14 protein-coding genes are annotated in these 12,935 nt (G+C 41.2%); 6 read left to right on the top strand and 8 right to left on the bottom strand.

Going from position 1 to position 12,935, the window contains the following annotated elements:
- Nucleotides 1-67: 67 nt before the first annotated feature.
- The 5 genes from tgt (at nucleotide 68) to ACRHOZ_RS17805 (ending at nucleotide 6,341) form a co-directional block, all read left to right on the top strand.
- Nucleotides 68-1,198, top strand: coding sequence for a tRNA guanosine(34) transglycosylase Tgt (tgt, locus tag ACRHOZ_RS17825; protein ID WP_431128520.1), 1,131 nt, complete (start codon nucleotides 68-70; stop codon nucleotides 1,196-1,198).
- A complete protein-coding gene (locus ACRHOZ_RS17820) occupies nucleotides 1,198-2,280 on the top strand; it encodes an LptF/LptG family permease (RefSeq protein WP_431128517.1) in 1,083 nt (360 codons plus the stop codon). The genes tgt and ACRHOZ_RS17820 overlap by 1 nt, the downstream gene beginning before the upstream one ends.
- Nucleotides 2,281-2,387: 107 nt before the next feature.
- A complete protein-coding gene (locus ACRHOZ_RS17815; RefSeq protein WP_420399095.1) occupies nucleotides 2,388-3,341 on the top strand; it encodes an acetyl-CoA carboxylase carboxyltransferase subunit alpha in 954 nt (317 codons plus the stop codon).
- A gap of 167 nt (nucleotides 3,342-3,508) precedes the next feature.
- On the top strand, nucleotides 3,509-5,053 hold the full coding sequence (dnaB, locus tag ACRHOZ_RS17810; protein WP_431128514.1) for a replicative DNA helicase: 1,545 nt from the start codon (nucleotides 3,509-3,511) through the stop codon (nucleotides 5,051-5,053).
- Nucleotides 5,037-6,341, top strand: coding sequence for an asparagine synthetase B (locus tag ACRHOZ_RS17805; protein ID WP_431128512.1), 1,305 nt, complete (start codon nucleotides 5,037-5,039; stop codon nucleotides 6,339-6,341). The genes dnaB and ACRHOZ_RS17805 overlap by 17 nt, the downstream gene beginning before the upstream one ends.
- A gap of 29 nt (nucleotides 6,342-6,370) precedes the next feature.
- Here the strand turns inward: ACRHOZ_RS17805 and ACRHOZ_RS17800 are convergent, their stop codons facing one another.
- From ACRHOZ_RS17800 to ACRHOZ_RS17790, 3 genes are read right to left on the bottom strand one after another with little or no spacing between them, the layout of a single operon-like run.
- The gene (locus ACRHOZ_RS17800) at nucleotides 6,371-6,787 is read right to left on the bottom strand and encodes a cupin domain-containing protein (RefSeq protein WP_431128509.1); all 417 of its coding nucleotides are present in this window, start codon (nucleotides 6,785-6,787) and stop codon (nucleotides 6,371-6,373) included.
- A gap of 13 nt (nucleotides 6,788-6,800) precedes the next feature.
- Nucleotides 6,801-7,304: a cupin domain-containing protein gene (locus ACRHOZ_RS17795; RefSeq protein ID WP_431128506.1), complete on the bottom strand. Its 504-nt coding sequence runs from the start codon at nucleotides 7,302-7,304 to the stop codon at nucleotides 6,801-6,803.
- A complete protein-coding gene (locus ACRHOZ_RS17790; RefSeq protein ID WP_431128503.1) occupies nucleotides 7,301-8,092 on the bottom strand; it encodes an HAD family hydrolase in 792 nt (263 codons plus the stop codon). Before ACRHOZ_RS17790 ends, ACRHOZ_RS17795 begins: the two co-directional genes overlap by 4 nt.
- Nucleotides 8,093-8,166: 74 nt before the next feature.
- Between ACRHOZ_RS17790 and ACRHOZ_RS17785 the strand changes: the two genes are divergently transcribed.
- The gene (locus ACRHOZ_RS17785) at nucleotides 8,167-8,589 is read left to right on the top strand and encodes a secondary thiamine-phosphate synthase enzyme YjbQ (RefSeq protein ID WP_431128500.1); all 423 of its coding nucleotides are present in this window, start codon (nucleotides 8,167-8,169) and stop codon (nucleotides 8,587-8,589) included.
- Here ACRHOZ_RS17785 and ACRHOZ_RS17780 read toward each other — a convergent pair.
- From ACRHOZ_RS17780 to thrS, 5 genes are all read right to left on the bottom strand, one after another.
- Nucleotides 8,570-9,253, bottom strand: coding sequence for an SGNH/GDSL hydrolase family protein (locus ACRHOZ_RS17780; protein ID WP_431128497.1), 684 nt, complete (start codon nucleotides 9,251-9,253; stop codon nucleotides 8,570-8,572). The two genes, ACRHOZ_RS17785 and ACRHOZ_RS17780, sit on opposite strands and share 20 nt — an antisense overlap.
- Nucleotides 9,254-9,322: 69 nt before the next feature.
- Nucleotides 9,323-9,667: a 50S ribosomal protein L20 gene (gene rplT, locus ACRHOZ_RS17775; protein ID WP_073181708.1), complete on the bottom strand. Its 345-nt coding sequence runs from the start codon at nucleotides 9,665-9,667 to the stop codon at nucleotides 9,323-9,325.
- A gap of 148 nt (nucleotides 9,668-9,815) precedes the next feature.
- A complete protein-coding gene (gene rpmI / locus ACRHOZ_RS17770) occupies nucleotides 9,816-10,013 on the bottom strand; it encodes a 50S ribosomal protein L35 (RefSeq protein WP_046744547.1) in 198 nt (65 codons plus the stop codon).
- A 49-nt stretch (nucleotides 10,014-10,062) separates the two neighbouring features.
- Entirely contained in the window at nucleotides 10,063-10,611 is a 549-nt protein-coding gene (gene infC / locus ACRHOZ_RS17765) for a translation initiation factor IF-3 (RefSeq protein ID WP_422351790.1), read from the bottom strand.
- A 36-nt stretch (nucleotides 10,612-10,647) separates the two neighbouring features.
- Nucleotides 10,648-12,588, bottom strand: a complete 1,941-nt coding sequence (gene thrS, locus ACRHOZ_RS17760; RefSeq protein ID WP_431128493.1) for a threonine--tRNA ligase — start codon at nucleotides 12,586-12,588, stop codon at nucleotides 10,648-10,650.
- Nucleotides 12,589-12,935 lie beyond the last annotated feature (347 nt).

Below are 12,935 nucleotides of genomic sequence, written 5' to 3'. Positions count from 1 at the left end.
AACTTTATTTTTTTGTTAAGGCTTTCTGGTGCTGAGATAGCTATATTTGCGGTCTTAATTGTGACTTTTGGATTTTACCCTACTTAAGAAGGATGGACAAAGCAAGGCCCGTGCCGGAGAACTAAAGACGGACCATGGAACCATCCAAACCCCAATATTCATGCCCGTGGGTACCGTAGCCTCCGTAAAAGGGGTGCACCAACGGGAATTGGTCAATGATATTAACCCAGATATTATATTGGGAAACACCTATCACTTGTACCTCCGTCCCAAAACAGGGATTTTGGAACAAGCAGGTGGCCTTCACAAGTTTATGGGGTGGGATAGGAACATCTTGACGGATAGTGGCGGGTATCAGGTATATTCCCTGTCCAACAATAGAAAAATCAAGGAGGAAGGGGTTAAGTTCAAATCCCATATTGACGGCTCCCTACATACCTTCACTCCAGAAAATGTTATGGAAATCCAGCGTACCATAGGAGCTGATATAATTATGGCTTTTGACGAGTGTACGCCTTATCCTTGTGATTACAATTATGCCAAACGATCCATGCATTTGACCCACAGATGGTTGGACCGCTGTATTTCACATTTGGATAGATTGCCCTATAAATATGGGTATTCCCAAAGTTTTTTTCCCATTGTACAAGGTTCCACTTTTAAGGATTTAAGGAAGCAATCCGCAGAATATATTGCTTCTGTTGGCGCTGAAGGGAATGCCATTGGCGGACTTTCCGTTGGAGAACCTGCTGAGGAGATGTACGAAATGGCGGAGTTGGTCTGCGATATTTTACCTGAAGACAAGCCCCGATATCTTATGGGAGTTGGGACTCCTATCAATATTTTGGAGAACATTGCCTTGGGAGTGGATATGTTTGATTGTGTAATGCCTACTAGAAACGCTAGGAATGGAATGCTATTCACCGCCCATGGCACCATCAATATCAAAAACAAAAAATGGGAAGCTGATTTTTCTCCCATTGACGAAATGGGAATAACTTTTGTAGACACCGAGTATTCCAAAGCCTACTTAAGGCATTTGTTCGCAGCCAATGAATATTTGGGCAAACAAATTGCCACCATTCACAACCTTGGATTTTATCTGTGGTTGGTGCGAACAGCCAGAGAACGTATTTTAGCAGGGGATTTTCAGGAATGGAAAACCAAAATGGTGCAACAAATGGATAAAAGATTGTAATGCTCACTATACTGGATAGGTACATATTAAAACGTTATCTGGTAACCTTCTTGGGGATGTTGTTGTTGTTTATCCCTATTGGTATCATGGCCAACTTGGCCGAAAAAGTGGGCAAAATCATTGACAATGAGGCTCCTTTGAGTGAGGTCATCGTGTACTATGGGAATTTTACCCTGGTCATCGGCAATTTGTTATTACCCATATTCCTTTTTCTGTCCATCATATTCTTTACCTCCAAATTGGCCAGCAACACGGAGATTGTGGCCATTTTGAGCTCCGGAGTTTCCTATTGGCGGTTTTTGCGCCCTTATTTTATTGGGGCGACCCTGGTGGCCATTCTCATTTTTATGATGGGTATGTTCATTGTTCCCAATGCCAGTATTGGGTTTAACGAATTTGAGTACGAGTATTTTAAAAAAGGAAGAAAGGTTCAGGAGACCTCCAATATTTTCAATCAGCTCAATGAAACCGATTATATATATGTAAGCCGATTTGAGCCTAGCCGAAAGGTGGGCTACAACTTCACCTTTGAACACTTTGATGCCAGCAAAAAATTGGATTATAAAATCTCTGCATCCAATATTAGATGGGTCGATAAAGACAGTATTTATAGGTTGACCAATTATGTCAAACGCAAGTTGAGAGACGGGATAGAGGTGATGGAAACCCAACGAAGACTGGATACACTTTTTACTTTTAAGATAGAAGACCTTACCCCTGTTTCTTATGTTGCGGAAACAAAGAATTTATTTGAGCTGAACGAGTTTATAAATGACCAAAAGAGCAAAGGAGCGTCCAACATTAATGCTTATGTTTTGGTGAAGTATAAACGTTGGGCTTTACCTATAGCCGCATTTATTCTTACCATTATTGCTGTGGCCGTTTCCTCGGTAAAAAGACGAGGAGGGATGGGACTCAATCTTGCTTTTGGTATTGGGGTGGCCTTTGTCTATATCTTTTTTGACAAGGTTTTTGGAACCCTTGCGGAACAATCTGGATTTTCGCCCTTATTGGCTGTATTGATTCCCAATCTGTTGTTTGGTGCCTTTGCAGTCTATATGTTGATGAAGGCCAAGAGGTAAGTCATTTCCTTCTCCATTTTTAAGAAAGAAATCGCAAAAAGTAGGGGTAGGGGTATCCCCAGAATGTTATATATTTGACCCCAATATTTTGTTGAAACCAACTTTTCATGGAGTATCTAGATTTTGAACTTCCCATTAAGGAACTTGAAGAACAACTTCAAAAATGTATGATCATTGGGGAAGAGAGTGATGTTGATGTGAGCGAGACTTGTCAGCAGATTGAAAAAAAGCTGGAAGAGACCCGAAAGGATATCTACAAAAACTTGACAGCTTGGCAGCGGGTACAACTTTCAAGACATCCCAACAGACCCTATACCATGGATTATGTCAATGCCATTTGTGGGGACACATTTTTGGAATTGCACGGGGATAGGACTGTGAAAGATGACAAGGCCATGATCGGTGGATTGGGGAAGATTGGAGATCAGAGCTATATGTTCATTGGACAGCAAAAGGGATACAATACCAAGACCAGACAATACCGAAATTTTGGGATGGCCAATCCAGAGGGCTACAGAAAGGCATTGCGTCTTATGAAGTCAGCAGAAAAATTTGGCATTCCAGTGGTCTGTTTTATAGATACCCCAGGAGCCTATCCGGGAATTGAGGCCGAAGAAAGGGGACAAGGAGAGGCCATTGCCAGAAATATTTTGGAAATGACCCGTTTGAAGGTTCCGATTATTGTGGTAATTATAGGCGAAGGAGCTTCTGGTGGAGCACTGGGCATTGGTGTAGGTGATAAAGTACTGATGTTGGAAAATACTTGGTATTCGGTTATTTCTCCCGAATCATGTTCATCCATACTATGGCGTAGTTGGGAATTCAAAGAGCAGGCCGCCGATGCACTTAAACTTACCGCTACCGATATGAAAAAACAGAAGCTGGTGGACGAGATCGTCAAAGAACCGCTGGGTGGTGCACATGCCAATCGGGATAAGACTTTTGAAACGGTAAAGAACAAGATTTCGGCGCAATTTGAGGAACTCAAAAAGTTATCACCAAAAGAATTGGTAAAAGCACGGATGGAAAAATATGCTTCCATGGGTGTATTTAACGGCTAGCCTAGAGTTTCTGGCGACTCCTTAATTTTTTCAGATTTTTTCTTCAAACATTTTACGGTTATTAACATTTATTCCAAGTTATCAACATTAACTTTGTTAATGACCTGTGGACATCCCAGTGGGAAAATTTAAAGTTAACTAAAGGTTAAATAACTACTTTCGTAGCTATGGACAAGCCCAGCCCAATTATCGGCCATAAAATCGAAAAGTCGACCATTATCAACTTAGAGCGTGGAAAAATTCCACCGCAAGCTGTTGATTTAGAGGAAGTTGTGCTTGGAGCCATGATGATTGACAAAAAGGGCGTGGATGAGGTAATAGATATCTTACATCCAGAAGTCTTCTATAAGGACGCCCATAGATTCATATACGAAGCCATCTTCAAATTGTTCGAATCGTCCGAGCCAGTGGATTTATTAACCGTTTCGTCCCAATTGAAGAAGGACGGGCACTTGGAAGCAGTGGGAGGGGACTTTTACCTTATAAAACTGACCCAAAAAGTGGCTTCTTCGGCCCATATTGAGTTTCATGCCCGAATCATACTTCAGAAGTACATCCAGAGAAGTTTGATAAAAATTTCCAACGAAATCATTGAGGACGCCTATAGCGATTCCACAGACGTTTTTGACCTTTTGGACAATGCTGAAGCCAAATTATATGAGGTAACCCAAGGCAATTTGAAACGCTCCGCCGAGACAGCTCAAAATTTGGTGATTCAGGCCAAAAAGAAAATCGAGGAGATTTCCAATAAGGAGGGGTTGAGTGGTATTCCTTCAGGATTTGACAAACTAGATAAGCTTACTTCGGGTTGGCAACCTTCGGACTTGGTCATTGTGGCTGCAAGACCTGGTATGGGTAAAACAGCCCTAACGCTTTCCATGGCGAGAAATATTGCTGTGAACTCAGAAATTCCAGTGGCCTTCTTTTCTTTGGAAATGTCATCCGTACAGTTAATTACCCGTTTGATTTCATCGGAAACAGGACTGTCCTCTGAAAAACTGAGAACAGGCCGTTTGGAAAAGCACGAGTGGGAGCAACTGAACGTTAAAGTAAAAGCTTTGGAGAAAGCGCCACTATTTATTGATGATACCCCATCGCTCTCCATTTTTGATTTACGGGCAAAAGCCAGACGATTGGCTTCGCAGCATAAAATAAGATTGATCATTATAGATTACCTGCAGCTGATGACAGCGGGAGGAAGCCAAAAAGGAGGCAATAGGGAACAGGAAATTTCAACTATCTCAAGAAATTTAAAGGCATTGGCTAAAGAATTGAATGTGCCTGTTATTGCCCTGTCCCAGCTTTCCCGAGCTGTGGAGACCCGTGGTGGTAGCAAAAGACCTATTCTGTCGGATTTGAGGGAATCAGGAGCCATTGAGCAGGATGCGGATATTGTTTCCTTTATCTATAGGCCTGAATACTATAAAATTGATGAATGGGACGACGAGGAACGTACCCCTACCCAAGGCCAGGCCGAGTTTATTGTGGCCAAGCACAGAAACGGTGGATTGGATAATATTAGGTTAAAGTTCATTGGAGCCCTCGGTAAATTTGATAACTTGGATGACTTTGATTCCCCATTTGAATTCCAGTCGAAGATGAATGCGGATGAAGAGAATCCCTTTGCAACACCCAATCTGCCCAGTACAGATGAGGCCTTTGGCAGTGCAATGAACAGTGACGATGACCCGGATAATGACGTACCTTTCTAAGATTTCAACTTTGTCATTTCGACCACGGCCGAAAGGGGTCTTTTTTCTTTTTTCTTTTTTCTTCTATCTCAACGCAGTTGCTTCCGTTATCCTTATTCCCATGGATGCCGAAAGCCAGGAAAACCATCTAAAGGCCTATGGCATTACCTATTGGGTGTTGACCAAACAACAAAAAGTACAATGGTTGCTCAACTTTAGAGGGGGTTCATTCCTTTTACCAGATGGAGAGGTTATTCGAAAGGAATGCCAGATTCGAGGGGTATCCTTTGAAGTTTTATCGGACGCACAAGCCAAGTCCATACTGGATGGAATTAGTAGCCCGGCCCAAAACCAAGAAGCTGTTATTTTGGAGAAAGCACCCAAAATTGCGGTCTATTCTCCTAAAGGAAACCAACCTTGGGATGACGCGGTGACCATGGTTTTGACCTATGCCGAAATTCCTTATGTTACAGTTTACGATGAGGAAGTTTTGGATAACAAATTGGTCTTGTACGATTGGCTGCACCTGCATCATGAAGATTTTACCGGCCAGTTCGGAAAGTTCTATGGAGCCTACCGTGCGGCGCCTTGGTATATAGAAGGAAAAAGAGAGGCAGAGGAATTGGCGCAAAAATTGGGATTCAATAAAGTCTCAGAAGCAAAAAGAGCTGTTTCACTTAAAATAAGAAACTATGTGATCGGTGGCGGATTTATGTTCGCCATGTGCTCTGCTACTGATAGTTTTGACATTGCCCTGGCCGCAGAGAGTGTGGACATTTGTGAGCCTATGTTTGACGGAGATCCATCCGACGCCAATTATCAAGGGAAATTGAACTTTGGAAATACTTTTGCCTTTACCAATTTTGTCCTGGAACGTAACCCGCTTCGTTATGAGTTTTCGTCTATAGATATGACCAACAAGCGGCGGGACATCCCCAAAGAATCAGATTATTTTTCTTTGATGGAGTTTTCCGCCAAATGGGATCCAGTGCCTACTATGTTGACCCAAAACCACACTACTTTGGTGAAAGGTTTTATGGGACAGACTACCTCTTTTACACGAAATCAGGTGAAACCAACGGTTATGGTTCTAGGTGAAAGCAAACTCAATGGAGAAGCGCGATACATTCACGGTATTAAAGGGAAAGGATTCTTTACTTTCTATGGCGGTCACGACCCGGAAGACTATCAGCATAGGGTAGGGGATCCCAAAACGGAGCTGGAACTACATCCTACCTCACCTGGATACAGACTGATTTTGAACAACGTTTTGTTTCCCGCTGCCCGCAAGAAAAAGCAGAAAACTTAAACAGGGTGTCTGTAAAAAATGATTAGATATCAATCTTTTTTGACCGAAAGAGGTACTCCCTTGGTTCCAGCATAGAAAACAACAATTTCGGCAGCTTTGTTTTTTTCGTTGATTCCGTAATGCCAAGTATCTACGAGTTCCACAATAGGGTCACCCACTTTTAGCCTTAAGGTATCTTGGTTTTCACTGATTACGGTAAGTTCTCCCTTTAGCAATACTCCAGCATTAATATTGGGATGTTTGTGCCAAGCCAACTTGGACTTCCCAGGAATTATGACCTTTACTATAGTAACTTCCGGTTCGTAGGTGGGGTATGATGGTAACTGTATACCATTCCAACTTTGGGAAGTCTGGACAAGGGTAGTAAACTGGATGTCCTTTTGAACGGTTTTGCAAGAACCCAGAACCAGCAGAAATAAACTTGCGACCAGAACTAACTTTCTCATGTTTAAGGTTAAGCTATAATCTTGTGAGTTTTTTTATGATATTCGTGTGCTGCGGAAATTTGTCCAAGAGTTCCTTTCTTTCTGGTAATACAAAATCTTCAAAATCAAAACCTGGTGAAACTGTGCAACCCACAAAGGAATAATCATCAGGATTTATGGTTTTAGCCGCAAACCAATGATTGCCTGGAACCACAAATTGGGGAATTTGACCTTTCCCAAAATCATTTCCAATACAATGCTCGGAGAGTTCTCCTTCTTCGGATATCACATAAAGCATCAAAGGAGAACCAGAGTAAAAATGCCAAATTTCATCCTGTTTAATTTTATGGAAGGCAGAAAAAGTATCCGAAGTCAACAAAAAATAAATGGAGGTGGCGTAGTTTCTGGAACCTTTATATTCCTTTGGTAAGGACTCAGGTAAAACTACTCCTTGACTCCTATAGGTCTCTTTAAAATAACCACCTTCGGGATGGGGGATTAGGTCAAATTTTTTAATCAACTGTTCTACTTGCTTCATACCAATTGCTCCAAAATCCGTTCTACCCCATAATCATCATTACTGGCGGTTTCGTATTTGGCCACCTTTTTTACGTTTGGATGTGCGTTGGCCATGGCAAAACTGTAATCGGACAATTCCAACATCTCTAGATCGTTGTTGTAATCCCCAAAAACCATCACCTCATGCGATGCAAGTCCGTGGTCTTTCATTAGTTTGTCCAAAGCATATCCCTTATGTGCATTGGAGTGATTTAAATCTACCCAATATAAACCAGAGACCTTTACCTTGAGCAGGTGCTCCAAATCTTTTAAAGCTGGATATATATGGGCTTCCGCATTTTGGTTATGGTAAACAGCTATCTTAATGATTTGATCCGTCACATCCCTTAAGTTTTTATGGATTTCATAGTTGGAGTAGTACTCCTTTAAGTCTCCAAGAAAAGAAGCGGATTTCTCGTCAAAATAAGCGTTGTATTTCCCGCAAAGCATAGCATGTGCTCCTTCAATTTCCTCTATAATCCCCAAAAGCTCGTCTTTAAGGTGCTGTTGTATGGGGGTAACCAGAAGCTCATGATCTTTCTCCTTGACCAGGGCCCCATTTTCTGCAATAACCAGGATATCCTCTTTTATGGGATTTAACTTGTCCACTATACTGTGATATTGTCTACCACTCGCAGCTACAAATTGGATGTTCTTTTGTTGAAGCGCTGCAAAAATTTCAAAAAATCTGCGACTCACTTGATGCTTGGAATTTAGCAAGGTACCATCCATGTCCGTGACCACCATTTTTATCTGGGAAAAATCCATTGATATCAATTTAAGCTGCAAAGGTATAGGATGTGGACAGAATGAAGTAAAGTTTATATTATTTTCGCTACCGTATGAAAGTTTATCAATCAGAAATAAAACTTAAATCCTATCCTAGGGGATTTCATCTTATAACAGAGCGGGTGTTGGATGCCTTACCGGAAATTAAGAATATAGAATCAGGGCAGCTGCAGGTCTTTATCAAGCATACTTCGGCAAGTTTGACCATAAATGAGAATGCCGACCCTACCGTTCGTTTGGATTTTGAGAGCCATTTTAATCAGATGGTTCCTGAAAATGCACCCTATTACATACACACTTATGAAGGCCCAGACGACATGCCGGCGCATCTGAAAGCTTCCCTTTTAGGAACTTCAGTTCAAATACCCATAACCAACGGAGAGCTCAACTTGGGTATTTGGCAGGGAATTTACCTTTGTGAGCATCGGGATCACGCCTCTGGAAGAAGGTTGGTTCTTACGGCTTTTGGAATTTAAATTCCTTACTGATTTTCTTCACCCATGCTTTGTACATTTTCTTGGACGGATGAAGACTATCTTGGGTCAGTAGATAGGGATTTACCCTTGCATTTCGGGAAATTTTGGTGATTTCAATAAACGAGACTTTCTTAGTAGCGGCCTCTTTTTCAATATAGTTGTTGTAAGCCTCAAGTTCTTTCGCAATTCGAGAAGTGTCTTTAAATCTTGCGTAAGGGGTAACACTGTAATCAGGAATGGATAATACAATAACATTTTTGGGATTCCCTTGGGCCAGACTGATGCTTTTCTCTAATAGTATAGAGAATTCTTGCTGAAAATTTTCAAAGGATTGTCCCCTAAACTGATTATTGACCCCTATGCACAGCGAGACCAAATCATAGTTGGGTTTTGGATTTTCGGAAGCTATGGCCTGCAATAAGTCTGAAGTGGTCCAACCTACTCGGGCAATTACTTTTGGGTCTTTTAAGGGGATTTTCTTTTTTCTTAGCTGGGCACTCAGTTGAAATGGCCAGCTATTGATGCTTAATTCCGAAGTGCCTTCGGTGTAGCTGTCCCCAAGTGCCAAGAAAGCGATACTATCGTTTTGTGCGGTACAACAAAAGGAATAACCTAGAGCAAGAAGGATTAAAATCCTATGAATGCGATTATGGATGTTCAACATTCATATAAAATACAAAAACCCACTCAAATGAGTGGGTTCTTGATAAGCGGGGTAAGTTTATATTAACTTTTATTTTACTCTTTCAACGATGGCCTTAAAGGCATCAGGGTGGTTCATGGCCAAATCGGCAAGAACTTTTCTGTTCAATTCTATACCGTTGGATTTAACCTTCCCCATAAATTGAGAGTAGGACATTCCGTGCATTCTAGCTCCAGCGTTGATACGGGTAATCCAAAGTGCGCGGAAATTACGTTTTTTGTTTCTTCTGTCGCGGTAAGCATATAGCATTGCTTTTTCTACCGCATTTTTGGCTACTGTCCAAACGTTTTTACGTCTTCCAAAGTAACCTTTGGCTTGCTTCATCACTTTTTTTCTTCTAGCTCTGGAAGCAACTGAATTTACTGATCTTGGCATAATGTTTCATTTTTTTGTAGCAGGCGGTCAAGAATTTTAAGTTTTAAATGTTGAGTAGAAATTTTATCACTTAAAACTTGTAATTGAAAACTTAACACTTGTATAGGCCCAACTCCATGGTTAATAATTAATGTACCAGGTTGAACAATTATTTTAAACGCAATTGTTCTTTAATACTGTTGACATCGGACTCGTGTACCAAAGTAGAGTGTGTCAACTTAAGCTTACGCTTTTTCGATTTCTTGGTCAAAATATGACTCTTAAAAGCGTGCTTTCTTTTGATTTTACCAGTTCCGGTAAGCTTAAATCGCTTTTTGGCACTGGATTTTGTTTTCATTTTAGGCATTTTCTCCTCTTTATAAAATTATACCGAATAAGCTTCGGTATCCCGCTTCCTATTTTTTGGTCTTGGGCGCAATGAACATCGTCATTCGCTTCCCCTCTAACTTTGGCATCTGTTCCACCTTCCCAAGCTCCTCCAGCTCTTGTGCCAATCGTAACAATAAAATCTCGCCTTGATCCTTGTAAACAATGGACCGTCCCTTAAAAAAGACATAGGCTTTCAATTTGGCACCATCTTTCAAGAACTTTTCTGCATGCCGCTTTTTAAAGGCATAGTCATGATCGTCTGTTTGGGGTCCAAACCTAATTTCCTTCACAACAACTTTGGTGGCTTTGGCCTTCATGGCCTTTTCCCTTTTCTTCTGTTCGTAAAGGAACTTTTTGTAATCTATAATTTTACAAACCGGAGGGTTTGCTTTGGGAGAAATCTCCACCAAATCAAGCTCCAATTCATTGGCCTTGGCCATTGCTTTGGAAATAGGATATACTCCTACTTCTACATTATCCCCAACAAGTCTAACCTCAGGGGCCGTGATTTTGTCATTGATATTATGAGGGTTTTTATTTTCCCTCCTTGGTTGGGGTCTAAATCTTCTTCGTATTGCTATGACGTATACTTTTTAATTAAACTAAAATTTCTAGAACGACTTTAAGGTACTATTTATTTCAGTAGCTACCAAGTCGGAAAATTCATTGATGCTGATACTTCCAAAATCTTCTCCCCCGTGTCTTCTAACCGATATGGTTTCGGACCCTTCTTCCTGCTCACCCACGATGAGCATATATGGGATTTTCTTCAGCTCAGCCTCACGGATTTTCTTCCCTACCGTCTCGTTCCTATTATCAATGAGCGCGCGAATTTCGTGATTTTCCAGTGAATTCAAAACTTTTTCCGCATATTTTTCGTGTTTCTCACTGACGGGCAATACAATAGCTTGGTCAGGAATAAGCCACAATGGGAAGTTTCCACCAGTGTGTTCCAAGAGCAAGGCAACAAAGCGTTCCATGCTTCCAAAGGGAGCTCTATGGATCATTATGGGCCTATGCAACTCATTGTCACTTCCTTTATAGGTAAGCTCAAATCGCTCTGGTAGATTGTAATCTACTTGTATGGTTCCCAATTGCCATTGTCTTCCAAGAGCATCTTTTACCATAAAGTCCAATTTTGGTCCATAAAAGGCTGCTTCCCCAGCTTCAATGACAAAATTCAAACCCTTTTCTTCGGCAGCATTGATGATGGCTTGTTCCGCTTTTTCCCAATTTTTTGGCTCCCCAATGTACTTTTCTGGCTTATCCAAATCCCTAACAGAAACTTGGGCTGTGAAATTTTCAAACCCAAGGGAATTCAGTACATATAACGAAAGGTCAATCACATTTTTGAACTCATCATTCAATTGGTCGGGTGTACAGAAAATATGGGCATCATCTTGGGTAAATCCACGTACGCGTGTCAAGCCATGGAGTTCACCACTCTGTTCATATCTATAAACCGTCCCAAATTCTGCATAACGTATAGGTAAGTCCTTATAGCTAAAAGGGCTACTATTATAGATTTCGCAATGATGTGGACAGTTCATAGGTTTCAACAAGAACTCTTCTTCATCTTTTGGTGTATGGATAGGTTGAAAACTGTCTTCTCCATATTTGGCATAATGCCCAGAAGTTACATATAGTTCTTTTTGCCCGATATGGGGGGTGACTACCATTTCGTACCCAGCTTTCTTTTGTGCCTTCTTTAGAAATTGTTCCAACCGTTCCCTTAAAGCTGCTCCTTTGGGTAACCATAGCGGAAGTCCCTGGCCCACTTTTTGGGAAAAGGTGAATAGTCCCAGTTCTTTACCAAGTTTTCTGTGGTCACGTTTTTTGGCCTCCTCCAATAGTTGCAGATACTCGGTGAGTTCTTTTTGTTTTGGAAAAGAAATCCCGTAAACCCGAGTCAATTGTTTGTTGTTCTCATCACCTCTCCAATAAGCTCCGGCAACACTTAATATTTTAAAGGCTTTGATGATACCTGTGTTAGGAATATGCCCCCCGCGACATAGGTCTGTAAATGTGCTATGATCGCAGAAAGATATGGTTCCGTCCTCCAAGTTTTCAATGAGCTCAAGTTTATACTCATTGTTTTGTCCTTTATAATAGGCAAGGGCATCAGCTTTGGAAACACTTCGCATTTTATAGTCGTGTTTTCCTCTGGCAATTTCCAAGGCCTTCTTTTCTATGGTAGGAAAATCTTTTTCAGAAATGGGATGTTCCCCAAAATCCACATCGTAATAGAATCCATTTTCAATGGCAGGACCAATGGTGAGCTTTATACCTGGGTAAAGTTCTTCCAAGGCCTGGGCCAACACATGCGATGAGGAATGCCAAAAGGCTTTCTTCCCCTCGTCATTGTTCCATGTATATAAGGTAAGGGTGCCATCCTGGGTAAGTGGGGTTACGGTTTCCACTGCCGTATCATTGAATTTTGCAGAAATAACGTTTCGGGCAAGGCCCTCGCTAATGCTTTTTGCAACTTCCATTGGAGTAGTTCCTTGAGGAACTTTTTTTACTGCGCCATCGGGCAATGTAATCTCTATCATTTGTTATCCTTGTTTTGGATGGTGCGCAAAGATACTATCTTGATATGATGCTTACAATAGCGTATACAAAGGAATGGTAGAAAGCTTGCTTTCAGTTGCTTACCAATGTCGATTTCCAAACAGTTCATGAAATGGCAGAGTGTAGATTGATTTTTGGATTGTAAACATCTAGTTATCAACACCTTGTATTTTTTTTGATTTTTTTTTGAAAATTGTTTGGTGGGATAAAATAAACCTCTCTATATTTGCACCCGCTTAGCTGATAAGGCTGGGCGTTTTTAAGGGTTGATATTGGGGTCTTCGGGCCTGTTTTTTTGCCCTTTGGTTTAGAAGTTCATTTGACATAT

The sequence above is a fragment of the Flagellimonas flava genome (assembly GCF_050617915.1).
Lineage (GTDB): Bacteria > Bacteroidota > Bacteroidia > Flavobacteriales > Flavobacteriaceae > Flagellimonas > Flagellimonas flava_A.
Note: the sequence above shows the minus strand (reverse complement) of the source record. Positions and strands in the feature narration are given on the sequence as shown.

What these genes read in the sequence shown, in the direction of transcription:
- ACRHOZ_RS17820 (WP_431128517.1), top strand. Translation starts at nt 1,198, where the DNA reads ATGCTCACTATACTGGATAGGTACATATTAAAACGTTATCTGGTAACC.
- ACRHOZ_RS17815 (WP_420399095.1), top strand. Translation starts at nt 2,388, where the DNA reads ATGGAGTATCTAGATTTTGAACTTCCCATTAAGGAACTTGAAGAACAA.
- dnaB (WP_431128514.1), top strand. Translation starts at nt 3,509, where the DNA reads ATGGACAAGCCCAGCCCAATTATCGGCCATAAAATCGAAAAGTCGACC.
- ACRHOZ_RS17805 (WP_431128512.1), top strand. Translation starts at nt 5,037, where the DNA reads ATGACGTACCTTTCTAAGATTTCAACTTTGTCATTTCGACCACGGCCG.
- ACRHOZ_RS17800 (WP_431128509.1), bottom strand. Translation starts at nt 6,787, where the DNA reads ATGAGAAAGTTAGTTCTGGTCGCAAGTTTATTTCTGCTGGTTCTGGGT.
- ACRHOZ_RS17795 (WP_431128506.1), bottom strand. Translation starts at nt 7,304, where the DNA reads ATGAAGCAAGTAGAACAGTTGATTAAAAAATTTGACCTAATCCCCCAT.
- ACRHOZ_RS17790 (WP_431128503.1), bottom strand. Translation starts at nt 8,092, where the DNA reads ATGGATTTTTCCCAGATAAAAATGGTGGTCACGGACATGGATGGTACC.
- ACRHOZ_RS17785 (WP_431128500.1), top strand. Translation starts at nt 8,167, where the DNA reads ATGAAAGTTTATCAATCAGAAATAAAACTTAAATCCTATCCTAGGGGA.
- ACRHOZ_RS17780 (WP_431128497.1), bottom strand. Translation starts at nt 9,253, where the DNA reads ATGTTGAACATCCATAATCGCATTCATAGGATTTTAATCCTTCTTGCT.
- rplT (WP_073181708.1), bottom strand. Translation starts at nt 9,667, where the DNA reads ATGCCAAGATCAGTAAATTCAGTTGCTTCCAGAGCTAGAAGAAAAAAA.
- rpmI (WP_046744547.1), bottom strand. Translation starts at nt 10,013, where the DNA reads ATGCCTAAAATGAAAACAAAATCCAGTGCCAAAAAGCGATTTAAGCTT.
- thrS (WP_431128493.1), bottom strand. Translation starts at nt 12,588, where the DNA reads ATGATAGAGATTACATTGCCCGATGGCGCAGTAAAAAAAGTTCCTCAA.